Genomic DNA, 24,505 nt, shown 5'->3' on the forward strand with positions numbered 1-24,505 from the left:
CCATAAAAATCAGACCGTAGATGACTAAGTCTTTAACGGAGAGTGTGCGCTTTAACTCCTGTGTGTAGCCAAAGTCATCGAGATTGGTATGACGTTTAGATGTTGATTTTGAAACGTGTTTTAGTTCCATAGGCAGGTACTCCTTTGAATAACGAGTAATCAGAAACTATTTTTAATAGCTGTGTTTAGTGTGTAGAATCTGTCAGTTGGTCTGAAAAGTAGTTTCGTAAATAGGTGAAAAAGACGTCGGGATTATCGACCATATGATTGTGCCCACTGTCGGGTGTTACGACTAACTTGGCATTTGGCATCCGTCGTTGCATTCGTTCGGCAGTCGCTAATGGCATCGTCTCGTGGTCCGCAAACATTAATAATGTGGGTAGTTGAATTGTTGCCAATTGTTCGGAAAAGTCCCAGTCATCAAGAACACCATAGACGACAAACTCATTATCACCCTGAAAATGGTTATAAACTGGTTTAGCCTGAATATCGACCTGATGTTGCATTGGACTGGGTTGGCGGCGATTGATGTATTGGTGGTAGAGATGAGTGATTAATTGACGATAATGGGGATTATCCCATTCTTGCCGTTTCTCAACGGTTAGCATAAATGCATTTTCGGCTGGAGAGAATTCGGCTTCTCGGATCGCCTTCATGCGCTTCAAATAATCAGCGATATTATCAATCATGCTGATTATGATCAGCCCGTCGAGATTAGCTTGGTGACTAGCGGCGTATGTCATTGCTAACATACCACCCCACGAGTGACCGGCAAGATAGCAATGGTCATACCCGAGTAGTTGACGGACTTCATCAACCTCACTTAGGTAATAGTCCTCGTTAAGAAACTTGTTACGGATAGCTGAATCTTCCCAGTCAGGCGTATCAGAATACCAAGAACCTAGTTGGTCGTACATGGTGACTTCAATATCTAATGCGGCTAATTCAGGACCAAAACGTTCGAAAACTTCATGGGTATCACCGGGACCGCCATGTAAGCAGAGTAATTTAGTCTTGCCGCCTAGATTACTAGTATGGGTCCAAATGTGATAACCGTTACTGAGCGTTAAAATCCGTGTCATGTTTTTCATGCGAGAACCTCCTGAGATAATTGGTTAGCGTCTACAATACACTGGAATTTAACTATTTTCAAATCATTTTTTAATCTAAGCAATCTATTTAATCGTAATTTTCACTGAGCGTTTGATTCAGCGATAATGATGGTTACTGTAGGCCTGCAGCTCGGTGTTGTGTTGGAATCGACAGTTAACGAACTGATTTAAGTGTGAAAACTAATGTTAATCACGATAAATTGTGATTAGAACTGATTTTTGTTTTTTGTTAAGAGGTTTAAACCATTTTATTCACGTAAAAACGACATAATGTGGTATGGTGTTAGTTATAAACGACTGATTGTGCAACCAAGACTAGGAAAAGGAGGCGGATTTGATGTTAATCGATTTTAGCATGCAGAATTATAAATCATTTAAAGCCGAAACCGTGTTGTCAGCCGAAGCAGGCGAGCGATTACGCAAATTTCAAGCAACGCATACGGTCGTCATGAACGGTAAACGGCTCTTGAAGAATTTGTTGATTTTTGGTCCCAACGGTTCAGGAAAATCCAATTTGCTGGCTGGCTTGAAGCAAATGCAGACCATCGTCTTGAATGATCCAGGTAAGGTGACTGACTTACTAACGGCTGACCGGTTTGTGCTTGCACCGGAGACACAACTGTCTGATACAACGTTTTCCGTGACCTTTTCGGTGGGTCAGCGGATTTATGGTTATCAGTTCTCGTATAATGCCAAACAAATTAGCTATGAATGTCTGACAATCACTGAAAAACGACGTCCCAAAGTTTATTTTGAGCGTTCGGCGCAAGGGTTCAAGACTAGCGTGCCAGCGCTAAATGAAGTTGCAAAGCGCACTAAAAAGAACAGCCTGGTCTTATATACCGCAATGCAAAACAACGATTGTGTCGCGACCGAAGTATTTACCTGGTTTGCTGAAGACTTATTGTTTGTCGGTGACTATCAGCCCACACCCGTCGTTAGTGAACTAGTCGGTCTAGCCAAGAATGAACAGGTTAAAAACCAGTTGCTTAATTTTCTGCATTTTGCCGATTTCAATATCGTTGATTTAGAAGTTAATGAGCAGCCGACGATGCCTGACAGTCATTTGGCGGCCTTTTCCGCTAACCCGTCGTATCCATCATATTCTTCATATCAAATGATGAATAAATTATTCGCGGTGCATAAAGTTTATGATGAAGCTGGCAACATGATTGGGACCAAAAGTTTGGCGATGGAAAGCGAGTCTCGTGGCACGCAAAAAATCTTGATGATTGCGTTAGCTTTTATCAACGCCGAGTTGAATGGTAATCATAAAACATTGTTGTTTGATGAATTTGATGATTCGTTACATTTAGAATTATCACAAGCCATGATTCGGATATTCAATTCGGCCGCCAGTCAGAACCAATTCATCTTGACCACCCATGAACTCCAATTACTTGATTCTGAATTACGCACTGACCAAATCTATTTAGTTGAAAAGGACTTTAAGGGTGAAAGTCAGCTGACATCACTTTTTGATTTTAAAGATACTCGGCATACGACTCGTGGTGGTATTAGCTATATGAAACGTTATGTCGAGGGGCGGTTTGGGGCAACACCAATCATTGAACCTGATAAAATGCTGGACGCACTGATTGATACTGAACAAAATATGACGAAATTGAGTGGTCATTAGTTATGGGGAGAAAGCGGCAGAACAAGCCATTAAAAGAAATTATCGGTATTTATTGTGAAGGGACATCAGAAGTTGAATATTTTAAAATGCTTCGACGTAAGTATCGCGGTTCCAATGTGCAGGCACATCAGGTCGGTTTAAAAATCGAATCTATGGATAGCATGAAAGGAACTAAGCTAATTACTGAAATTGTTGATAAAACGAGGCCACTAAAGAAAAAGAGACAAGTTAATGCTGTCTTTGCGGTTTTTGACCGGGATGATCTGACACATACTGATATTCAACGTGCACAAAAACTAGCGCGTGCCAATGAAATTGAAATCATTTTCTCTAGTACAAACTTTGAAGCATGGATTTTATTACATTTTATCTATTTCAGCAAAGCCTACACTAAACTTGAACTGAATCGTAAACTATCAGCACCCGGTCGGTTTAATCAAGATTATGCGCGTTTTAAGGGTGCTGAATACGATAAATTCCTCGTAGATCGCGTTTCTACTGCCATTAGTAATGCTAGGCGTCTTGCAATTACCCAGACGAATTTGGTGACTGATGACCCTTTTGTTAATATTCAGGAACATATCAAAAGAATTTTTGGGCGAGAAGATTGATGGTATTGAACTAATTTTTGATGGGACTTTAGTGATTATGGGGAAATTTGTAAGAAAATATTTTAATAGACAACTGATCAATCTAAATAACGACGTCCCGCCAACACTACGAACAGCAGTGTTAGTGAGACGTCGTTTTGATTATTCATCTCTATTTTAAGTGTGTTCCTCGCGATAGGCCCGTGCCTGTTGTGTTCGGACACGCCGAATTGCGAATATAGTGTTGTCGATTCGCGGCTGGTGACGCGCTTCGAGGGCAAAGATTTCATCTAGTAGCGTATTACCGGCCTGCCAGTCGCCAAAGTATAACGCCCAAATTCCGAGCCAAAATTGCTGGTCGAGACGGCCATCCCAATTGAGTTGCTGGCTGGAAATGGCCGTGAGCTTGGCTCGTAGTTCACGGGCTGCGTCAAAATCATGAAAGTTCAGTTGGACTTGAAAGCAGGCGCCATAATAGGCAATTAAATCATTTAGAACGTGGAATGGGTCACCCCAAGTCGTTTGATAGCGAGTGCAATTAGTCACCATTTTAGTGGTGAGTGGTGTTAATGCCGGCAGCCCTTCGACAGTGGCGACGATTGGTACCAGTAACTGGATTAATTTCAATTCCTGACGGGTCCAAGTCTTAGCTTGCCGCAAATGGTCAAACGCTGGGCGAGTGGCCGAAGTGAGGGGAATTGAGCGATGATCATAGGTCTGTAATAGAATGCTGGCGTAACTCGCGACTAGCTGTTCGTAAGCGCGGTCGCTATGTTGATGGTCACGTATCCAGTCGGCCATCGCAGGAAAGTTTTGGGCGCGATAGGCCTGCTGAATCGTCGCCAAAGCCTGTTCATAAGGCGACAGCTGATAATTCTGGTGAATAAACCGTAACTCGTCAGCTGAGATGGCCAGGTTATCTAAAATCGCAAATAACTTGCTAGCACCGATGTCATTTGCACCGGATTCAAACCGGGAGGCAAACGAACGTGAGATGATGCCGCTATAGACTTCCTGCTGTGTAAGACCCTTTGTTAACCGAATCTGATGAATCGTTTCGCCAATTGTCGCCATCGCAATCTCCTTTATGTGGCATATATGCAACCTACTTGTTGATTGTACCATGCTGCAGCAGGGTAAGCTAAGGCTATTAATTTAATGGCGGTGATCAACATGCTTCAATTATTACGAAATCGGACGTTGCAAACAATTCTGAGCGCCAATTTTTTCACGACGCTGGGCGTGAGCCTGTTCAATATTATCCTGCTGACCTATGCGAAAGGATTCTCAAATCCTCACTGGTTCGTCTCCGTCGTCTCGGTCGCAACGGTGGTGCCATATGTCTTCGGTGGACTGACGGGGCGGTTTGCTGACCAGACGCAAAAGAAAACGAATTGGCTGATCAGCACCAAACTGGTTCAAGCGGGGCTGTACTTGATTTTGGCACGTATCATCAATCAGGAGACGGCTTGGGTATTTTACATCGTAGTCGTGATTAATTTTGTTTCCGACGTGCTCGGTCGCTATGGTGGTAATCTACTGACAATTGTGATTCAAGCGCGCATTGCGCCTGCCAGCCGGCAACAAGTGATGGGCGTTAATTCCAGTGTGGGGACGCTAATTGAACCCTTGGGGCAGACGCTGGGGGTCCTGATTATTGCCCAAAGCCACAACTATGCACTTGCTGGGATAATCAATGCGCTGACTTTCATTCTGGCAGCAGGCTGTTTATTGATTGGTCGCACGACGATCAAAACGACCGAAACGATGGTCACGTCACCGCAGCAGTTGCCCGTCTGGCCGGTAATCCAGCGTGTCATGCGCAACGTGACTGGGATGGACGCGGTGAGTTATCTCGCTAATTTAATGATTTTAAACGTGGCCACGATGAGTCTCGATGCCATTTTGAATTTGAAATTCATCAGTCTAGCACCCCAACTGCACGTCAGCTATTCGGTGGCGATTCTGTTAGTCAACATCGTGTTGATTGCCGGCAACGTGCTGGGCGGTGTGACCAAAACGACCTGGTTTGACCGTTGCTCATTATATCAATTGTTGTTGGTCGCAATCCTGGCGCCAGCGCTGACTTATACCATTTTGTTGTGGTGGCCGCGGCTCACTTTGATTTTAGTCGGAATGTTTGCGGTGGGCTTTATTAGTGGCAAACTAGACCCGAAGATGTTTGCGATTATGATGCGGGAGGTTGAACCGGAATTGACCGGATCATTTTTCGGCACAATTAGTTCGATCGTTACGCTGGCGGCACCGGTTGGCAGTGTCGGAATCGTCTTGTTATACAACTTGGTTGGGACCAACGCCCCCTGTCTGCTGGCGATTGGTCTGTGCTTGGTAGCATTCGTTTGGGCGATTTATGCACATCGATCCGCGTCAATTTAGGTTTATTCAGTTCAACTGAATAATTGCCCGGTAAAGTCAATAAGCGTGCCATCTCGAACTTATGACAATTTTCGAGATGGCACGCTTATTATTATTGAACTGCTTTTTCAGTATTAAATTGTCGTTAATTGCCAGTATAGCCTAACCGCGACAACAATCGTGAAACCAATTGAGCTGCCAGGCAGGGGCATCACTTCAATGCCCGCTACATCCACGCCGTTAAGTTACTTCCGAAACAACGCCAGATGGGCCTTCAAGTATTTTCCAGTCACACTATCGGAATTTTCACTGACTGCAACTGGTGTCCCAGTGGCGACAATGTTTCCGCCATTGATACCACCAGCGGGGCCCATGTCGATCACGTAATCGGCGTTGGCGATGACGTCCAGGTCATGCTCGATGGCAATGACCGTGGCGCCCTGTTGAATCAGTTGGTCGAAGACTTTGACCAGTTGTTGAATATCCAAGGGGTGCAGGCCCACGGAAGGTTCGTCGAAGACAAACAGAGTTCCTGCCTGACGTTTGCCAATCCTGGAGGTCAGCTTAAGTCGCTGAGCTTCACCACCAGAGAGTGCTGGCGTACTTTCACCTAACAACAGGTAGCCGAGTCCCATGTCATGCAGAATCTGGAGCGTGTTTTCGATGGCGGTCTGGTTTTCAAAGACGGGGAGCGCTTCGTCCACGGACATATCGAGGATGTCGGCAATCGAATAGTCATGCCATTTTACCGTCAACGTTTGCTTATTGTAGCGTTTGCCGTGACATTGTGGACAAACTTCGGTGATGTCTGGCAAGTACTGGACGTCGAGCGAAATCTGGCCGGTTCCGCCACAGGTTGGGCAAGCGCCGGCAGCCACGTTGTAGGAGAATTGACTGGCCGTCCAGCCGTGGTCTTGCGCTGCCGGGGTGGCCGCAAATAGCTTGCGTAACTGGTCCAAAATATTGGTATACGTCGCAACGGTTGAGCGGACGTTTTTCCCAACCGGGACCGAGTCGACCGTGACAACGTGGCGAATATGATTGGCATCAAACGCCTTGACGTGCGCGGGTAAGGGGCGCTTCTGCGCGCTGGCAGTCAATGCAGGAATCAAACTATCCAAGACCAGCGTGGTTTTGCCGGCACCACTCATCCCCGTGACAGTCGTGAAACGGTTCTTAGGAATCCGCGCCGTGATGTCCTGGATGTTAAAGTGATGGGCGACCTCAATTGAAAGCGCGCCTTTTTGCCAGAGGGCCTCGTCCGTAAGTACCGGCCGCTCGCGCAGTTGCACGCTACCATTGAGGAATGGCGCGATCAAGGAATTCGAATCTTGTTTGATAGCGGCCACGGTACCCTGACCAACAACCGTACCACCGTGTTTGCCGGCGCCTGGACCGATTTCGATGACATCGTCGGCCGCACTAATAATACTGGTGTCATGGTCCACGACAACGACTGAGTTACCTTGGGCGACTAAGCCGCGGAATGCTTTGATCAAGCCGTCGACGTTGGCGGGATGCAGCCCGACGGAAGGCTCATCGAGGACGTACAAAACGCCGGTTGTCGCACTTCGCAAGGTCCGCCCGAGCTGAATCCGTTGCAATTCACCAGTTGAGAGGGTCGCGCCGGGCCGACTGAGTGTCAGGTAATCCAGACCCAGTTCTTCCATCGGCTGCAGACTCAGCAGCAATTCATCGACTAGCGATTGCCCCAGATGGTGCATTTTAGCGGGTAGCCAGGGGACGATCGTGCCTGCGAACTGGTGCAGGTCAGCAACGGTCATGTCGCTGACTGTTGCGATATTTTCACCATTCAATTCTTGCTTCAGGAGTTGGGGATTGAACCGGGAGCCGTGGCAGTCCGGACAGGTATCGAACTTGTAGAAACGATTCAGTCGGGTGATGGCGCGTTCGTTTTTGGTCGTTGCCATACTGTCTTCGACGGCGGCAAAGGCGTTCTCATACACCGCGTTGTCCATATGAAAAATTTTCCCCTTAGAACTCGGGATATTAATGGCGACCGTTTGCTTCGGGCCGTGTAAGACGCGTTCCTTATCGCTGGCACTGAGGTCCTTGTAGGGGATATCGATGGGAATCCCAATCTCGCGGGCAACGATCGGCATAAAATTACGGCCGGGGAGGTGCCATGAAGCGACGGCGCCTTCCTCAATCGTCTGGTTCTCATCAGCGATAATCAGCGATGGATCGATTTGACGCACTTGGCCTAAGCCACCGCACGTTGGGCAGGCCCCCGCTGAATTAAAGGCAAAGTCTTCAGCGCCCGGTGCGCGAAATTCAACGCCACAGGTCGGACAGGTGACATAGCCGTCATTTTCGGCGACATCCAGCGTTGGCGGCATCCGGTGCCCATTGGGACAAAAGGTTGAACTAAGTCGTGAGAAGGCCAAACGGAGAATGTTCAGGCTTTCTGACATCGTGCCGACCGTTGAACGCACGCCTGGCACCTGGGGCCGTTGGCGTAACGCTAGTGCGGATGGCAGGTATTGTACGGAATCGACACTGGCTTTGCCGACTTGATTGATTCGCCGGCGCGTAAAGGTCGAAAGCGCATTTAAGTAACGGCGGGCCCCCTCTGCATAGAGCACGCCCATTGCGAGTGATGACTTACCGGAGCCACTCCGGCCGGTGATCGCAACGAATTCATTCAGTGGAATATCAATATCGAGATTTTTTAAATTATTGACGTGTGCGCCCCGCACTTGAATGTGGGTCGGTAACGTTGTTTGTGGCATCGTGCACGTCTCCCTTCATGTCACTTTCCATGCTACAACAAAAGTCCGATTTTGCCTAAAAAAGCGCCGCAATTGTCAGCTGCCCGGACTGGCAGCGAGTATGATACACTTAGGCTAATCATTAAATGGGGATATGGGGTGAAGTGTATGTGGAAAAAGGGACGAGTCAACTGGTTGGCCCTGCTGGGATTTCTGGTGGGACTTTGCTTGTGGGCGAGCTTAGCCTTGCCGGCGTCGGCGGATTACGATATCAATCAGTATCAAGTTAACGTGGCGATTCAACGCGATGGCAGTGCAAACGTGACACAGACGGTCAATTATCAATTTGATGATAACTATCACGGGGTCTTCAATGTTCAGGATTTACGGGGCATTCAGGGCGCCAAGCTGCAAAAGGTCACCACGCAACTAAACGGTGGCATGGTGATTCCGGCTAGTGCTGGTAATCTTGAGAACGATAATACTTACGAACTAACGCAAAATGCCAAGCAGATGCGGGTCAAACTCTATCGGTCGGTACAAGACGGGGACCGCTTGCGGGTGGTTTATCGCTACCAACTGCAAGGCGTCGTCACAAACTATGCCGATACGGCGGAATTGAACTGGAAAGTCATTGGTAGCGGCTGGGACGTGCCATTAGAAAATGTCAAAATCGTGATTCAGTTGCCGGCTAAAAACGTGCAGGCCTTGCAAGCATGGACACATGGTCCGTTGAGCGGACAGACGACGGTCAATCGCCAGGCTGGGCGAGTCACGATGACGCTGAAACACAATCCGGCCAACCAGTTTGTTGAAAGTCACCTGCTATTTCCAACGACGGTCACCAGCGCCAATGCACGGACGGAAACGACCAAGCGCAAGGCGGCCGTGCAGCAGCAAGAAGCCAAGTTGGCGCAGGAAGCTAATGCTAAACGGCGGCGTAATCGGCTGATTAGACAGGTGGCTTTTGGTGTCGCGGTCGTTGCGTGGTTAGTGGCGATAGCCGGTTATAGTTGGTGGTTTGTGCGCCACCCGGCCAAGCGTCATCAGCAGCTGATTCCAATCAATCACTCGTTTGAGGTGCCACCGGTGACGCCGGCTGTTGCGGAATCACTATGGGCACAAAAATCACCGAATACGGATGCCTTGACGGCTGAAATTTTACGTGCAGCGGCTGAGCGGGAACTTACGATTGAGACGCTTGAAGGTAAGCGGCGCCCAGATGTGCAGTTGACCCAGTTAAAACCAGTTACGAACTCATTTCTAGCGCATTGTTTTGACAAAGTCGCAGTCGACGGTCACTTCAAACTGACCGACCTTAAAAAGTATGGCAAACGAGATAAAGCTGGACGGCTCGGCAAGTGGTTCAGCAAGTGGCAACGTGAAATCAATCAGACGGTTGCTAACTTTCAAGATGAAAATAACTATCAGATTCGGAATCGCTGGTTGACAGCGGCAGTCGTGGTCACAATTTTGGGTGGGCTGGCGACAGTTGCCGGCGGATTTGTCAGTGCCACTGCCGCGATGATCATGGCCGGGGTTGCGGTGCTAGCGGCCCATTATTTTCTGGGTCAGCTGGCTCGTTCAGCGCAAACGCATCGCCATCAATACTGATGAAGGGTTGGCATTGCGCAACCAGGTCAACGGCTTGCGGCGGATGATGAAAGACATCGGTCATTTCAATACAGCCGAAGTCGGTGACTTGATTTTATGGGAGCAATTGTTACCTTATGCGGCTGCCTTTGGACTGGCCAACCAGGTCACCAAGCAGTTAGCCATTGATTTTGGTACGGAAGCGTTGGCGACTGGGATGCTGATCTACTACCCACTGTTTTACGGTTACGGCGGGGTGGACTTTGACCTGTCTGGTGCCATCAACGACAGCTTTAGTGGCGCCCTGGATGCTTCCGGTAGTGCGAGTTCGCCATCCGGTGGTTCTGGCGGCTTCTCTGGCGGGAGTTCCGGTGGCTTTGGTGGCGGTTCTGGCGGTGGCGCGTTTTAATGAAAAAAGCCTTGTACTTTGCGGCTAATACCGGTAATCTAAGGGTTAGAAAAGGCTTACACGAAATGGATGATTAGTGATGACGATAAAATTGGTAGCAACGGATATGGATGGGACATTTTTGAACGACCGCGGGGAGTATGACCAGAAGCGGTTTGCAAAGGATTACGCGGCTTTACGGCAACGTGGGATCCAGTTTGTGATTGCCAGCGGACATCAGGCGGCTGAACTCGCGACGACTTTTAGCGACTATCCGGATATGTGGATGATTGGTGGTAACGGTGCAGAATTATGGCAACGGGCAGCTGGGCTAACAGCGACGACGTTTAGTCCAACCGCGACGCAGCAAATTTTAACGGCGCTATCGGCGTATGACGACTTACAGATTGCGCTCTGTGGCACTGAGACGGTCCACGTGCTCAAGTATGCGGACCCCCAGTTCGTTGCCAATATGCAGCAATACTACTATCGGGTCGCGATTTGCGATGACCTGATGGCAGTGACGGATCCCGTGGTGAAGTTCGATATTATCTGTCCACCGGCGCTGACGGATCAGCTCGTCTATGAGTTGACGCCCAAACTGGCCGGAATTGCGGTGCCAGCATCGGGCGGCCAGGGGAGCTTAGACTTGATTCAACCTGGTATGCATAAGGGCCGAGCGCTCAAACAATTGGGTGCCCAACTGGGCATCACGGCGGATGAGATGTTGGTCTTCGGTGATGGGACGAATGACTTAGAGATGTTCCATTACGCGGGGCACGCGGTGGCGATACACAACGCGCCAGCCAACGTGCGTGCTAATGCGACAGCGGTCACTGGAACCAACATTGATAATGGGGTGCTGGATTATATTGAGAAACACTTGTTGTCCTGATGATGGCACCCTCATTTAAAACGGTTGGCAGTGCTCGTCGAAGTGGCATCCGGAAGCTGTAAACGGGCCGCTTGTTGGTGGCTGAGTGGGCGCGCCAGTCGCGTCGACGAGGACCACTGGTTTTTCGTGCAATGTCGGACTTAGTAAGGTCAACGATGTAAATTCATGCTGATTTTCAGAAAACTAGCCGTGGTTTTAATTGCCAAAGCAGTTGTAAGCATGCTAGAATTGTATTCATATAATTAACGACGCAGAGGTCTGGAAGGTTCACTTAATTCCGACCTCTTTTCTATCGGACAATTTCAATCATAAAAAGAAGAGGTAATGCAATGCTCACAGTAAGTAATGTTAGTATGCAGTTTTCAACACGTAAGCTTTATGAAGCTGTTAATTTAAAATTCACGCCGGGAAACTGCTACGGCGTTATTGGCGCAAATGGCGCGGGTAAGTCCACATTTTTGAAAATTTTGGAAGGTAAACTTCAGCCGACGACCGGGACTGTCTCAATGGGCCCCAACGAACGGATGTCTAGCTTGAACCAAAACCACTTTGCCTTTGAAGATGAAGAAGTCTTATCAACGGTGATCCGTGGTCATGAAAAGTTGTATGAGATCATGACGGAAAAGGATGCCCTATATGCCAAGCCGGATTTTAGCGATGGAGATGGGATTCGGGCGGCTGAATTAGAAGGCGAATTTGCCGAAATGGACGGTTGGAACGCGGAATCTGAAGCCGACCAACTCTTGCAGAACCTCGGTATCGATGAATCGATGCAACATTTGAAGATGAGCGAGTTAACGGAACCTCAAAAAGTGAAGGTGTTGTTGGGACAAGCCTTGTTCGGCAACCCGGATGTGCTCCTATTAGACGAACCGACCAATGGGTTAGACGTGCAGTCGATCAGTTGGCTGGAAGACTTCTTAGCCGGCTATCAGAACACCGTTATCGTGGTTTCCCATGACCGTCACTTCTTGAACCAAGTTTGTACCCACATGTGTGACGTTGATTTTGGTAAAATCACGTTGTTTGTCGGGAACTATGATTTTTGGATGGAATCCAGTCAGTTGGCCGCTAAGCTGCAGGCAAACGCCAACGCGAAGAAGGCTGACCAGATCAAGGAGTTGCAAGAATTCGTGGCGCGGTTTAGTGCGAATGCCTCGAAATCCAAACAAGCAACTTCCCGTAAGAAGCAGTTGGAGAAAATCACGCTGGATGATATCAAACCATCGTCACGGAAATACCCATTCATTAAATTCACGCCAGAACGTGAGATTGGCAATGACTTGGTCCGGGTCGAGAACGTTTCAAAATCAATTGAAGGCGTTAAGATTCTTGACAATATTAGTTTTACCTTACGACCAAATGAAAAGACAGCCTTAATCAGCCGCAACGACTTGGCGACGACCACGCTGATGCAAATTATTGCGGGCGCCATGGAACCAGATAGCGGGACCGTCACTTGGGGCCAAACGACGTCCCGGACTTACTTGCCAAAGGATATCAATGAAGAATACGCCGGTAACGATATGCCGATTATCGACTGGCTGCGACAGTTCGCTTCCAAAGAAGAGAGTGACAATACGTTCTTGCGCGGCTTCTTAGGGAAGATGTTATTCTCAGGGACCGATGTGGAACGCAACGTCAGCGTGCTCTCCGGTGGTGAAAAAGTGCGGGGAATGTTGTCCAAGATGATGTTAAGTCGGGCTAACGTCTTGTTACTCGACGATCCCACTAACCACTTGGACTTGGAATCAATCACCGCACTGAACGACAGCTTGATCGACTTCAAGGGTGCCATCATCTTCACGTCCCATGACCACGAATTTATCCAAACGATTGCTGACCACATTGTTGAAGTCAGCGCGAAGGGTGTCGTTGACCGCGGCGACACGACTTACGATGAATACTTGGCCCATGAGACGACTCAGGGTCGGGTCCAAGACCTGTACTAAACTAGGGGCCAAACGGTAGCGTTGATGTGGCGCGGACTAAAGATTAAAGTCTGAAAGCTGAGCTGAGTCACAGTCGCGCACCAGTTTAAGACGGCGGCGAGCGGTCTATCATTAAATTGATCGATCAATGCGCACAATTTTATTAAACAAAATGACATGAGACAATCCCGCAATCTGTTATGATTAATGCATATCAGATTGGGGGATTTTTTAATGGCGCCAGAAATTGAACAATTATTACGCCGCTGGTACGTCGGCCAGTTGCTCATCTTGTTTGTGGCGGGCTTGGTGCAATTATTTGTCACCAACAACGGCTTTTTCTTTCCCGTTGGTGGAATGGTCCTGCTGGTCTGGGGGCTGTTTGCCTGGTGGCCGGTGGCTGAGGATGACCAAGGGCACTGGTGGCGATTGCGCCACGTGAACTATTACGTCCAAACGGTTTTGCAATTTACATTATTTCCAGTGTTGCTGGCAAATCTGCTGGCTCTACTGAGTCAGGTCTCCTGGTTAGACGAACAGGGCCTGATTGCCGTGGGCTTGGCCTATTTGCTGGTGATGTTTGTTCCGGTCGCATTTGTGGTCACACGTCCAATTGAATCCGTGATTGGACGAATTGCGGTGCTGATCACCGCAATCTTTAGCGGCGTCGTTAGTGCACATTCAACGTTTTTACTGTTACCGATTCTAAAAGCACCGGCAGTCTTTGAGATGGTCAGTGATACGGGTATTTTAGGGGCCTTTGGATTTGTCATCACGGATTTGGGTGTTGATGCGCGCTTGGGGCCTCAAAAGACCAACGGCGCGATTTAATCGGTATGCTCAGGCCGGCCTGATTGGCTTGATCGTGATAGTCGGGGCCGCTTTTAGTCTCTGGAATGCGTTTAGTGCTGGTGGGTCGTGGGCAACGACGTTCATTCATTGGGACTTTCGGCTACGCTCGGCAACTTGGCAGATGTTTCTGAGTGGTTTAGAGCCCGGTATTGCGGAAGAATGGCTGTATCGGTTTGCCGTCTTGACCCTATTGTTGCAGGCCTTCCGTCACCGTAAACATCAACTGGACTGGGCAGTCTGGCTGAGTGGTGGCTTATTTGGGCTGTGGCATATCACCAATGTCTTTGCCGGCCAACCACTTTCAGCGACCATCGAGCAGATGATTTTTGCGGCTACGCTGGGGTGGTTCTTAGCCATCGCTTATTTGTATTCCGGTAGCATTTTGTTGCCAATGGCGATTCATGCTGCGATTGATGTCCTAAGTATGATGGCCTCTGGCAGCCAAACGATGGTGAAACCGGACGCGTTTGAATGGCAGACGATTGGGTTCACCGTCATTATCTTTGTTGGCCTGACCATCTATTTCTTGACCGGGTCCCGCCGGCAGGTCATGCAGGAGCGCGTTAATCAACGGTTGATGTGAGTGCCGGTTAAGCTGGTCATTCGGAATTCGGCAGTTGCGGTTTGTTCGTGAAAACGGGGCAAGTACTTCTTGACCAAATGTGGAAAGACTTGTTAGACCTAATTTTGGCTGGTTTAGACCAGCTGTAACATTTTTGTAATCTTCGTGTTATCCAAACGCAATGCAAGCTCGCTATACTGAGGACAGAGTTATGGGAAACATACATACGCTTTGTCAGCGGGTTCAGGTTGGGAGCCGGATCGATTTACTTTGTCAGGACATTATGAATAAGCAATTATTGATAATGATAAGTAGCTCAGTTAGTTGAATCACAACGTGTGACAAGCATTAATACCTCTCGGGATGGGCTGGGTCCATGACGAGGCACATACACAATGGCAAGCATGAGTTTGCAGGTCGATCATAGTTAAGGGACGGTTGGTTACCGGCCCTTTTTTTGTACGACGAAATTTTGAGGACGGATTTAGGAGGACAAGATGGAATCACAACATGAAACGCTGGTACGGCTGTTACAGGCAGACTTGGTTCCAATTGCGCATGTCTCATTCAATCAGATGTATACCGGTTATAGTTGTCGCTACGGTACTGTGATTTTTGTTAAAGTTTTTGGCCCAGACCGCGAACGTAAATTTAGAACTGAGCAGCAAGTGACCGCACAGCTCACAAACCGAGTCTTAGCTGGTTTTCAATTGGCAAGTCACGAGTGGGTATTGGTGTTACGTGATTGGCAACTAACGCCTGTACCGAAAACGTTGACTCCGGCGCTCGTTTACCAAATGGGCCGGCTAGTCTCTCAGTTTCATCGTGCAGTCCAGCTTCCGACAATCCAAAATCTGATGCCAGTTCTGGATTTCGATGGGATGGTGGCTCGAGTCGATCGGTTAGAGACTAGTCCTCATTACAGTGAACTAGTGACTCTATTACAGTACTTCCTTGACCACCAGACGATGCTTAGAAGGGCACTAGCACAGCAACCAGTTGTGACCTTACATGGGGATATGGGTACTCGTAACTTTCGCTACCATCGCGGTCAGCTAGTCCTGATTGATTTTGAACGTGCTCGGCGCGGATACGCGCTCGAAGATTGTTTAAAATTCTTTTTTGAGGATCTTCAGCAACGTTCTGTTCTGATCCAAGCGTTTTGGGCAGGTTATGGCGCAGATTTGCAAATGCCGCCATTAGTGAAGCAGTGGTTACTGTTACAGTGTAGTACTGGAATATTCACGTACGTCAACCAGATTGCCGACCCCAGTTTTGAAGCTGTCGGAGTTGAGATGCTGGCACAGGTTACCTTACCAAATCACTAAGGCTGGAACGAATTAGTTTACATTAGCAAGTAAATTATTATAATTAACCCATCAATAATAATTTGGGGATGAAATTTTGGCACAGTTTGAAACGGAACGGTTGATATTACGACCAATGACAACTGCGGATCATGATGTGTTGGCGGACATGATTTTTGATCCACAGGTCGTTGCCTATCTACGTTATCGACGGGTTCAGAGCGTGGACGCGTTCGAGCAAGTATTCACGGATCACTTTTTGGCGGACAGGACTCGAGTCTTCGGTATCGAGCGGCGTCGTGATCATCAATTGATTGGTTTTTATGAATTCCATGATGCCGAGGCTGGCGGCGAATTGACCTATGCGTTGCGACCGGATGCGTGGGGTCAAGGCTACGTCGCCGAAGCCGGCAATCGCTTGATGGGATACGGCTTTGAAACGCTGAATTATCAGACTATCGAGGCTCATTATGCGAGTGTTAACCCTAATTCTGGTCGGGTGATGGCCAAGATGGGCATGCAGGATGCCGGTGAATTGCACACTTTCACGAGTGACCGTGGTGAACTCATTCACGTCATGCGGTATGTTTTGACCAAACAGGCCTGGCAACGGCTTAGCGCTTAAGCGATAGCCTAGCGATACTAATTGAATCATGATTGAAATACAGCGACTAGTGACTTCGGGCAGAAGCAACGGTGGCTGTTTTTTGTGCTTCGGATAAGTTGCGGTGCAATACTAGCTCAATTAAGAAAGTGATGATTGTCGTTGCCTACTAATTAGCGTATTCTTAGAAAAACACCAGATTTAAAATTGACGTGCAACGGATAAAAATACTTAAGGACGTGAGCAAATGGCGGCAACAATTACGATTCGACCGGTACAACCAACGGAACTGACTACTTTATGGCAACTCGGATTCAGCGACCCCGAGGCGGCCTGGACGCAATGGAATGGCCCTTATTTTCATGACCAGTTACCGACCCAGCACGATTTTGAAACGATTATTGGGCCACGAGACTGGCTGATTCGGCAACATAATTGGGTAATTACGCGTGATGATCAAATCGTGGGTAGCGTCAATTGGCACTTTGTGGATGGTGATTTGCAGCGGTGGTTGGAAGTTGGTATAACGATTTATGACCAAGCACATTGGGGTGAACATATTGGTCGAATTGCATTGACACAATGGCTGACGCACTTGTTTGCTGAAGTCACAACGCTCCCACACATTGGTCTAACGACTTGGTCCGGTAATCTGCGCATGATGCACGTTGCAGAAGCGATTGGGTTGAAGCAAGAGGCACGAATCCCGCAAGTGCGCTTTTGGCAAGGCCGGTATTATGATTCGGTTAAGTACGGGATATTACGTACGGATTGGCAGGCTAAATAATTAAAGAAAACATTTGTTCCCCTATCAAAAGTACGGTATGATATTAGTGTACTTAAAAAAGATAGGGTGGAAGAGAAATTATGATTAAATTAATGCGGCGCGTTGGCATAGCGGGTCTCTTAAGTTTGACGCTCTTACTCGGGGGCTGTCAATTAACGACGGGTACGAGTTCGACGTCATCGAGTGAATCGACGGCAACTTCTTCACAGACGACGGGGAACGGCAATACGCAACAAACCTATCAACAACTCGCCAAAATGACGTATAAATCAGGCGGGGCGGCGGCCATTAAGGTCAATAGTGGCAAGAGTACCTTGGCGGCAAGTCAGTGGAAGAAGTCCAAAATTGATTATGGTAATTTGGATTCTTTGAATAGAACGACGACGGATACGGCTTATTTGAGTAAGGCTAATTTAGGTCGTTCAGAAGGCCGGACTGCTCAGACTTGGAGTCCAACGGGATGGCATAATCAGCCAATTACGGTGAACGGCAAGCGGGTTTATCCACAAAATCGTGGCCATTTGATCGCGTACACGTTATCCTTCAATTTGACTTCTGACGGTCAATATCGTTCTGGTGAGGATGGCAGTCTGGATAATCCGAAGAACCTGGCAACCCAGACGGCTTACTCCAATCAGAAAACGATGCAGATTTACGAGGATCAAGTTCGGACGGCACTGGAACAAGGTAAGAAAGTCATTTACCGCGTGACGACTGTCTTTCGGGGCAATGAACTGATGCCACGTGGTTATTGGTCACAGGCGATTTCAACGGACGGTAGCGTCAACTTCAATGTTTATATCTGGAACGTTGAACCGGGTGTTAGCTTCGATTACGCGACCGGCCGGGGCAAGGCCGATAGCAGCATGCAAGTTGCGGGCGCCGATAAGGTCAACAGTAGCCAGAACACGAACGCGAGTCGGTATTCGCAATCAACGACTACGACGAAGCAGGTCGAGCGTGAGTTAGTAAAGTATGGTTATAAATACGTCAAAAAAGCGCTGAACTAGGCGTGGAGACGGACTTCAAGCCCTGTGTGACGGGCATTGTGCTTTTTGAATACAACCCATCAATACAACAGTTTTCACGATGTGTTGTGTTTTGCGACAATCTGATTAAACTAGGACTGGCAAAGTTTGGGTGAGCGGTTATACTGTAGTTATTCGAGTTACTTAACCGCCGTTAATTTGCTGATGTATCTGTCATTATTAACAAGTAACGCGATGTCTCAAATCATGGGGCCTTCCCAAACACCTGTGATTTTCCATACAACGGCCCCGGCTCCCAACCGGGCGTTGCTATCAATCGTTATGATTGCTAGTACTAATTACCCTTGGAAACGTCTGACTGCGTGGTCAGGCGTTTTTTTGTGGCAATTTAATCGAAAGTAAATGATATTGCATCGGCACTGACTGTTCGTGAAATAACGGTGAGTGCGCCTTTGCTAGCAGACGAGTGTTCATTTAATTTGTCCCAAATTGCGACAGATTTTTAAGTTTGTCGCGTTTGTCGACAAACGGAATTTAGGTGTTGCAAACGGATTCAAATAGTTTTATCATTGATACATTCGAACATTAGAATATAAGAATATAGGAGGCTACTAGCATGGTTAGTAGTGAAGAAGCACTACAAGAATTTCGGGAAACGATTCCGATTTTTGAAGTTTTAGCGGATGAACGTCGTCAGCAGATTATGATTGAGCTGTCACAGCACGCGAAGGGCATGACTGTTGGTGAGCTGACTGAGCGGATGCACATTTCTCAGCCGGCAGTGTCACATCAGCTGAAGACTTTGAGAGAGCGACACTTTGTCGCCGTCGAACACCAGGGGACTCGTAATTATTATCGGGTGACGTTTGACGCGCCATTGACGCAGGTTGAGCATTTGATTCATACGCTCAAAGCGGATCTAGAATTGAAACCGTACTTGCACTAAACTGAATGAACGCCAGCAATCGTTGCACGGGGATGCAGCGGTGTTTTTATGGCAACTATATTCTTATATTCGAATATAAGAATTTAAAAAACGGGGTGATGGGTATTTCAATTCGTACGGAGCTGGATTTACAGCGAGCGATGTACCAATTGTTGGAGCAACGTTCAATCTCACAAATAACGGTTGAGCAAATATGTAAGCAGGCATTTATACATCGCAGTAGTTTTTATCGATACTATACCGATAAATTTGATTTACTTCGGCAGATGGTCATGCACACGTTAGACGAGTTACTGGCAGTTGAACGGACAGATACGATGGGTTCCACCATTATGTCCGCGTTTATCGGCACCCACACGCAGGTGCTCCGCCACTTATTGGTGACGAACAACGAAGGCGACAATACGCGTTCACAGCAGGTGATCAACGACTGTTTTGTCACAGTCGCTCAGTCCGGGGCTGATGATCGGGTGTTCGCCATGATTCGCGACTCCCAACATCCAGATCTGACGGCGTACCTTGTCAGCGGTGTGATAACGAGCATTGTTCAGTGGCTCAATAACGGTCATCGCGATGGTCAGGCGGCCAGCACGCAAGCGATGATTCAAGAGACGCTTGCAACGGTATTCTCGCTCGAGCAACATATGCATTAATTATTTGAAGGAAGGTTTCAGGTTGTGAAAATGATACGCGACGAATGGCGGTCAATTCGTCATAGCAAAATACTATGGATTTCAGTTTCAGTCATGATTTTGATCCCATTCCTATACAGCATCTTCTTCTTGAAGTCAGTATGGGATCCATATGGGGATACGCAAAACTTACCAGTTGCAGTCGTTAACCAAGATAAGTCAGTGAACTATCAAGGCCAAAAATTTGCAGTTGGTAAGCAAATGGTAACCAATTTAAAGAAAAACGACGATTTGGAATGGCACTTCGTTTCAGCCAAACAGGCACAACAAGGGCTCAAAAATCGGAAGTATTATACGGTCGTCACGATTCCAAGTGACTTCTCAAAGAATGCAACGACCATGACGGATACGCATCCGAAAAAGATGAACTTGCATTATGAGACTAACGAATCACTCAACTACATTGCGAAAGTTATTACCGATACCGGCGTTTCGCGTGTCAACAAGAGTATTCGCGCCGAAGTCACTAAGGCTTACGCGTTAGCCATTTTTAAGAAGATTCGAACCGCTGGCGACGGCTATCAAAAAGCAGCTGATGGTGCAACCAAGCTCAAAGATGGTGGCGTTGAACTCCAAGACGGTTTGACGACGTATACCACCGGGGTCCATACGTTGAAAGACGGGACCACCGAGCTGAATACGAAGGTCCAACAACTACCCGCTGGAATCGCAAAGTTAGCAGATGGCGGTAGTGCGTTGAAGACCGGTCTGGATACTTTGAATAGTAAGACTGGGACACTAGCTAGTGGCGTTAGTCAGTTGAAAGATGGTTCTGGGCAAGTGACTAATGGGCTTGGAACGCTGAATGGTAAGACTGGGGCATTGGCTAGTGGCGTGAGTCAGTTAGCAAATGGCTCTGGACAAGTTACTGCTGGGCTGTATACGCTGAATGGTAAGACCGGGGAGCTGGCCAGTGGTGTCAGTCAGTTGAAAGATGGTTCTGGACAGGTGACAAATGGCCTGTATACGCTGGATGGTAAAACTGGCAAGTTGGCCAGTGGTGTCAGTCAGTTGGCAAGTGGCTCTGGACAAGTTACAAATGGTCTATCTACACTAAATGGTAAGACCGGCGAATTGACTAGTGGTGTCAGTCAGCTGAAAGATGGTTCTGGGCAAGTCACAAGCGGTCTAGCTACTCTGACCAATTCGGCAGGCATGTTGATCGATGGATCTGGAAAGATTACAACTGGATTGACTGTATTGCAAGGAAAAGTGGTTCCAATGGTCAGTGGTGTTGATCAACTGACTAATGGTTCGACAAAAGTTTCTGATGGCTTGCAACAACTTGGGGCAAAGCTGCCAACATTGCAGATTGGGTCACAATCGATTACTGAAGGTCTGTTGAAGCTAGGCAATAATGCCGGAACGTTAGCAGATGGCGTCAAATTATTGACAGATGGTTCAGGCGAGGTCACCACTGGATTAGAAAAGTTAAACGGTCAAACGGGTACAATTAGCAAAGCAACTAAGGATTTAGCAAACGGCTCAAAACAGGTTAAGGTCGGAGTTGCCACATATACTGATGGTGTTTATCAGTTAACGACAGGTTTAACTAAATTAAATGGTCAAACTGGAAAATTGACTAATAGTGTTTCGCAACTTTCAGATGGCTCAACAGCATTATCCACCGGTGTCGCAGATTATACAAAAGGTGTTGCAGCTGCTAATAATGGTGCGAGCCAGTTGAAGTCAAATACCAGTGACTTAAGCAGTTCGGTTAACGCGTTATCAACCGGTGCTCAGACAGTAAATTCGAGTGTTAGTGACCTACAAACAAATAGTGCTAAGATTTCTGATGGGTTGAATCAGTTATCAGAAGCGGCCACTGATTCCGCAACCAAAACGAAGATTGAAGCCTTAAAGACTGAAATGACACAGTTTGAGCAGGCGCTGGCAGCAAGTCAAAAAGAAATTGACGCTACTAACAAAAACAGTAGTAATAGCGATGCATTAAATACTGCATTGAAGTCGTTATCAACGAATGTGGATGCTTTAAACACTTCCAATTCGACCACGCAAACTGATATTACGTCACAAATAAACAGCAAAATCGACGGTCTCAAGTCATCACAAAACCTGACTGATGCCCAAGTTGCTGCGATTAAAGCGAGTCTAAAAGATGTTGGGCAGAGCACGACGACTAATGATAATGCACAACAAGTTCAGAACGTGAAGAGTAGTCTATCAAAGGTAGAATCATTAGTTGCGGAGAATAGCTCAGCAACCAGTAATTCTAATGCAGACTTAGTAACCGAATATGGGAAAATCGAAGCTGGGATGAACGCCATCATCTCAGACATTAATTCCACGACTTCGGGAATTAGTCAGTTTGCTAATGGCTCTCAACAACTAACCGATGGATTGAAGACATTGCAAACTGGTACAGCTGGGTTAAGCGGTGGATTGGCACAATTGAATGAGAAAGTTCCCGAATTAGTGAGCGGCATTGAATCGTTGTCAACCGGTACAAGTGCATTGACCACACAGTCTGCTAAGCTGAACCAGGGCGCAAGCAACCTGACTGCTGGCCTTTCCAAACTTAATGGCACTGTTCCAACCATTACTGGGTCAATTAGCCAATTAAGTAACGGTGGAGAACAACTGAATGACCGCTCAACTGATTTGAATAAAGGAACGACGCAACTGGCAACCGGTGCTTCAGCGCTAAACGGTCAAATTCCAACACTGGTTTCAGGCGTTGAACAATTATTCAGTGGTTCTCAAACCGTTACAGGTGGCTTGAAGACCGTCAACGGTAACGTTCCCGCGATGATCACTGGTATCAATCAATTGAAAGCTGGTTCTCAAGCAGTTACTGATGGTATCGGCACAACCCAGGAAGCAGTCGGTAAACTACAAGTCGGTTCTAACCAAATCACGACTGGCTTGGTAACGATGAATGGTCAGGTTCCTCAGTTAGTAAGTGGTGTCCAACAATTGAAAGATGGTTCTGGTAAGGTGACGACTAGTTTGGTCGCTCTAGACAAGGGTGGGCAAAAGCTTTATATTGGTTCAGACCAAGTTACAAATGGTCTAATTGTACTAAATGGCCAAGTGCCAGTTCTTACGAGTGCAGTGCAACAACTCTTTGCTGGTTCAAATAAAGTTACAAACGGTCTAGTCACATTAAATGGTCAAGTACCCGTTTTAGTAAACGGCGTACAACGACTCTTAGCTGGTTCAGACCAAGTTACAAATGGTCTGATTGTGCTAAATGGCCAAGTGCCAGTTCTTACGAGTGCAGTGCAACAACTCTTTGCTGGTTCAAGTCAAGTTACAAATGGCTTAGTCACATTAAATGGTCAAGTACCCGTTCTAGTAAGTGGTGTGCAACAACTTTACGCGGGTTCAAGCCAAGTCACAAACGGTTTAGTCACATTAAACGGTCAAGTACCCGTTCTAGTAAGTGGTGTGCAACAACTTGATACCGGTGCCGGTCAGTTAAATAGTGGCTTGCAAACATTGCAAGGTAGCACTGGGCAATTGACGAGTGGCGTTAGTCAACTAAATGACGGTGCCACCCAGCTTGATAACAACTCCGCCAAACTCTTATCAGGGACGAAGCAGCTCAAGGATGGTAACAAGACGCTCGCCACTTCCTTACAAGAGGGGGCGGATCAAGTTAACGCAACGCCATTAAAGAACGCGAATGCGAAAATGATGGCAGCGCCAACCAAGACGTCTTACAAAGACTATACGCACGTACCAAATTATGGTCACGCGTTAGCACCTTACGTTCTGTCATTGGCGCTCTATGTTGGGGCAATCGTCTTCAACTTCGCTTATCCAATTCGGCGGATTGCGGATGATGATGGTACGCCAACGCAATGGTTCTGGAGTAAAGTGGCCGTTGGTGGTCCCGTGGCACTTGCCATGGCGGTCATCGAAGCGACGGTATTACTTGTCGCTGGTTTGAAACCAATCAGTGTGCCAGAATACTACTTGACTGCGATCATGATTGCATTTGCGTCAATGTTCCTAGTCATGTTCTTATCGATGTTATTCGATAACCCAGGACGGTTTGTCGCGATGGTTATCTTGATGCTACAACTTGGTGGTTCTGGTGGGACCTTCCCAATGGAAATCACTAACAAGTTCTTCAACGTTATTCACCCATACTTGCCATTAACGTACTCAATTCAAGCGTTCCGGCAAGCATTGACAGGTGGTTGGGGCAATGGCATTTTCTGGTCATCAATCATTGTCTTAGCAGGGATTACGATCGTGTCGCTAGGATTACTGTGGGCTTCCATGGTCTTCCTCAAACAACACGATATGCAAGAACCCGCTGAGGCTGAAATTCAGATGAAAGCTGGTAAGTAATTACTGGTGATTTAAAATTATCGCGCTTCCAAGACGAAAAACCGCGTCTTGGGGGCGTGATTTTTTGTTATTAGGAAGCCTTTAATCTAACTTTTGTAGCTACTTTTTGGCTACTTTTAAAGAAATTTGATTGTAGTTAAAAGCAGCTGTATCCCGCTCATTTGTTAATCACTATAAAAAACGGTTG

At 47.4% G+C, this 24,505-nt stretch carries 17 protein-coding genes and 1 pseudogene; 15 read left to right on the forward strand and 3 right to left on the reverse strand.

Annotated features, from left to right (window positions below; genetic code table 11):
- Positions 1–185 precede the first annotated feature (185 nt).
- Positions 186–1,091 carry a proline iminopeptidase-family hydrolase gene (locus KGF70_RS06900; protein WP_216768129.1) on the reverse strand — a complete coding sequence of 302 codons (906 nt, stop codon included), beginning with the start codon at positions 1,089–1,091 and terminating at the stop codon, positions 186–188.
- 358 nt (positions 1,092–1,449) lie between these two features.
- Here KGF70_RS06900 and KGF70_RS06905 point away from each other — a divergent pair, with 358 nt between their 5' ends.
- Both KGF70_RS06905 and KGF70_RS06910 read left to right on the forward strand, forming a co-directional pair.
- Positions 1,450–2,751, forward strand: coding sequence for an ATP/GTP-binding protein (locus KGF70_RS06905; RefSeq protein WP_050340401.1), 1,302 nt, complete (start codon positions 1,450–1,452; stop codon positions 2,749–2,751).
- Positions 2,752–2,753: 2 nt separating this feature from the next.
- On the forward strand, positions 2,754–3,362 hold the full coding sequence (locus KGF70_RS06910; RefSeq protein WP_050340403.1) for an RloB family protein: 609 nt from the start codon (positions 2,754–2,756) through the stop codon (positions 3,360–3,362).
- A 156-nt stretch (positions 3,363–3,518) separates the two neighbouring features.
- Here the strand turns inward: KGF70_RS06910 and KGF70_RS06915 are convergent, their stop codons facing one another.
- Positions 3,519–4,415, reverse strand: coding sequence for a helix-turn-helix domain-containing protein (locus tag KGF70_RS06915; protein WP_122211072.1), 897 nt, complete (start codon positions 4,413–4,415; stop codon positions 3,519–3,521).
- Positions 4,416–4,514: 99 nt separating this feature from the next.
- Between KGF70_RS06915 and KGF70_RS06920 the strand changes: the two genes are divergently transcribed.
- On the forward strand, positions 4,515–5,738 hold the full coding sequence (locus KGF70_RS06920) for an MFS transporter (RefSeq protein WP_216786425.1): 1,224 nt from the start codon (positions 4,515–4,517) through the stop codon (positions 5,736–5,738).
- 224 nt (positions 5,739–5,962) lie between these two features.
- On the opposite strand, the gene KGF70_RS06925 is transcribed toward KGF70_RS06920, so the two are convergent.
- A complete protein-coding gene (locus KGF70_RS06925) occupies positions 5,963–8,470 on the reverse strand; it encodes an excinuclease ABC subunit UvrA (RefSeq protein ID WP_216768127.1) in 2,508 nt (835 codons plus the stop codon).
- Positions 8,471–8,617: 147 nt separating this feature from the next.
- On the opposite strand from KGF70_RS06925, the gene KGF70_RS06930 reads away from it, so the two are divergent.
- From KGF70_RS06930 to KGF70_RS06980, 12 genes and pseudogenes are all read left to right on the forward strand, one after another.
- On the forward strand, positions 8,618–10,063 hold the full coding sequence (locus KGF70_RS06930) for a DUF2207 domain-containing protein (protein ID WP_253954760.1): 1,446 nt from the start codon (positions 8,618–8,620) through the stop codon (positions 10,061–10,063).
- The gene (locus KGF70_RS17225; protein ID WP_367889991.1) at positions 10,053–10,451 is read left to right on the forward strand and encodes a hypothetical protein; all 399 of its coding nucleotides are present in this window, start codon (positions 10,053–10,055) and stop codon (positions 10,449–10,451) included. Before KGF70_RS06930 ends, KGF70_RS17225 begins: the two co-directional genes overlap by 11 nt.
- Before the next feature lie 79 nt (positions 10,452–10,530).
- Positions 10,531–11,325 carry a Cof-type HAD-IIB family hydrolase gene (locus tag KGF70_RS06935; protein ID WP_216768126.1) on the forward strand — a complete coding sequence of 265 codons (795 nt, stop codon included), beginning with the start codon at positions 10,531–10,533 and terminating at the stop codon, positions 11,323–11,325.
- Between the two features lie 329 nt (positions 11,326–11,654).
- The gene (locus tag KGF70_RS06940; protein ID WP_216768125.1) at positions 11,655–13,277 is read left to right on the forward strand and encodes an ABC-F family ATP-binding cassette domain-containing protein; all 1,623 of its coding nucleotides are present in this window, start codon (positions 11,655–11,657) and stop codon (positions 13,275–13,277) included.
- A 213-nt stretch (positions 13,278–13,490) separates the two neighbouring features.
- Positions 13,491–14,691 (forward strand): annotated as a pseudogene (locus tag KGF70_RS17755) (CPBP family intramembrane glutamic endopeptidase).
- A 476-nt stretch (positions 14,692–15,167) separates the two neighbouring features.
- Positions 15,168–15,998 carry a phosphotransferase gene (locus tag KGF70_RS06950; RefSeq protein WP_216768124.1) on the forward strand — a complete coding sequence of 277 codons (831 nt, stop codon included), beginning with the start codon at positions 15,168–15,170 and terminating at the stop codon, positions 15,996–15,998.
- A 76-nt stretch (positions 15,999–16,074) separates the two neighbouring features.
- Positions 16,075–16,602, forward strand: a complete 528-nt coding sequence (locus tag KGF70_RS06955; RefSeq protein WP_105961592.1) for a GNAT family N-acetyltransferase — start codon at positions 16,075–16,077, stop codon at positions 16,600–16,602.
- 226 nt (positions 16,603–16,828) lie between these two features.
- Positions 16,829–17,368, forward strand: coding sequence for a GNAT family N-acetyltransferase (locus KGF70_RS06960; RefSeq protein WP_216768123.1), 540 nt, complete (start codon positions 16,829–16,831; stop codon positions 17,366–17,368).
- A gap of 80 nt (positions 17,369–17,448) precedes the next feature.
- Positions 17,449–18,378, forward strand: coding sequence for a DNA/RNA non-specific endonuclease (locus KGF70_RS06965; RefSeq protein WP_003639595.1), 930 nt, complete (start codon positions 17,449–17,451; stop codon positions 18,376–18,378).
- A 595-nt stretch (positions 18,379–18,973) separates the two neighbouring features.
- Entirely contained in the window at positions 18,974–19,303 is a 330-nt protein-coding gene (locus KGF70_RS06970; RefSeq protein WP_003639594.1) for a helix-turn-helix transcriptional regulator, read from the forward strand.
- Positions 19,304–19,401: 98 nt separating this feature from the next.
- Positions 19,402–19,956 carry a TetR/AcrR family transcriptional regulator gene (locus KGF70_RS06975; RefSeq protein ID WP_050340275.1) on the forward strand — a complete coding sequence of 185 codons (555 nt, stop codon included), beginning with the start codon at positions 19,402–19,404 and terminating at the stop codon, positions 19,954–19,956.
- 30 nt (positions 19,957–19,986) lie between these two features.
- The gene (locus KGF70_RS06980; protein WP_253954766.1) at positions 19,987–24,318 is read left to right on the forward strand and encodes a YhgE/Pip family protein; all 4,332 of its coding nucleotides are present in this window, start codon (positions 19,987–19,989) and stop codon (positions 24,316–24,318) included.
- Positions 24,319–24,505 lie beyond the last annotated feature (187 nt).

The organism is Lactiplantibacillus sp. 7.2.4 (assembly GCF_018991185.1).
Classification (GTDB): domain Bacteria; phylum Bacillota; class Bacilli; order Lactobacillales; family Lactobacillaceae; genus Lactiplantibacillus; species Lactiplantibacillus pentosus.

Coding starts and splice junctions, on each gene's coding strand:
- KGF70_RS06900 (WP_216768129.1), bottom strand. CDS start 1,091: ATGAAAAACATGACACGGATTTTAACGCTCAGTAACGGTTATCACATT.
- KGF70_RS06905 (WP_050340401.1), top strand. CDS start 1,450: ATGTTAATCGATTTTAGCATGCAGAATTATAAATCATTTAAAGCCGAA.
- KGF70_RS06910 (WP_050340403.1), top strand. CDS start 2,754: ATGGGGAGAAAGCGGCAGAACAAGCCATTAAAAGAAATTATCGGTATT.
- KGF70_RS06915 (WP_122211072.1), bottom strand. CDS start 4,415: ATGGCGACAATTGGCGAAACGATTCATCAGATTCGGTTAACAAAGGGT.
- KGF70_RS06920 (WP_216786425.1), top strand. CDS start 4,515: ATGCTTCAATTATTACGAAATCGGACGTTGCAAACAATTCTGAGCGCC.
- KGF70_RS06925 (WP_216768127.1), bottom strand. CDS start 8,470: ATGCCACAAACAACGTTACCGACCCACATTCAAGTGCGGGGCGCACAC.
- KGF70_RS06930 (WP_253954760.1), top strand. CDS start 8,618: ATGTGGAAAAAGGGACGAGTCAACTGGTTGGCCCTGCTGGGATTTCTG.
- KGF70_RS06935 (WP_216768126.1), top strand. CDS start 10,531: ATGACGATAAAATTGGTAGCAACGGATATGGATGGGACATTTTTGAAC.
- KGF70_RS06940 (WP_216768125.1), top strand. CDS start 11,655: ATGCTCACAGTAAGTAATGTTAGTATGCAGTTTTCAACACGTAAGCTT.
- KGF70_RS06950 (WP_216768124.1), top strand. CDS start 15,168: ATGGAATCACAACATGAAACGCTGGTACGGCTGTTACAGGCAGACTTG.
- KGF70_RS06960 (WP_216768123.1), top strand. CDS start 16,829: ATGGCGGCAACAATTACGATTCGACCGGTACAACCAACGGAACTGACT.
- KGF70_RS06965 (WP_003639595.1), top strand. CDS start 17,449: ATGATTAAATTAATGCGGCGCGTTGGCATAGCGGGTCTCTTAAGTTTG.
- KGF70_RS06970 (WP_003639594.1), top strand. CDS start 18,974: ATGGTTAGTAGTGAAGAAGCACTACAAGAATTTCGGGAAACGATTCCG.
- KGF70_RS06975 (WP_050340275.1), top strand. CDS start 19,402: ATGGGTATTTCAATTCGTACGGAGCTGGATTTACAGCGAGCGATGTAC.
- KGF70_RS06980 (WP_253954766.1), top strand. CDS start 19,987: ATGATACGCGACGAATGGCGGTCAATTCGTCATAGCAAAATACTATGG.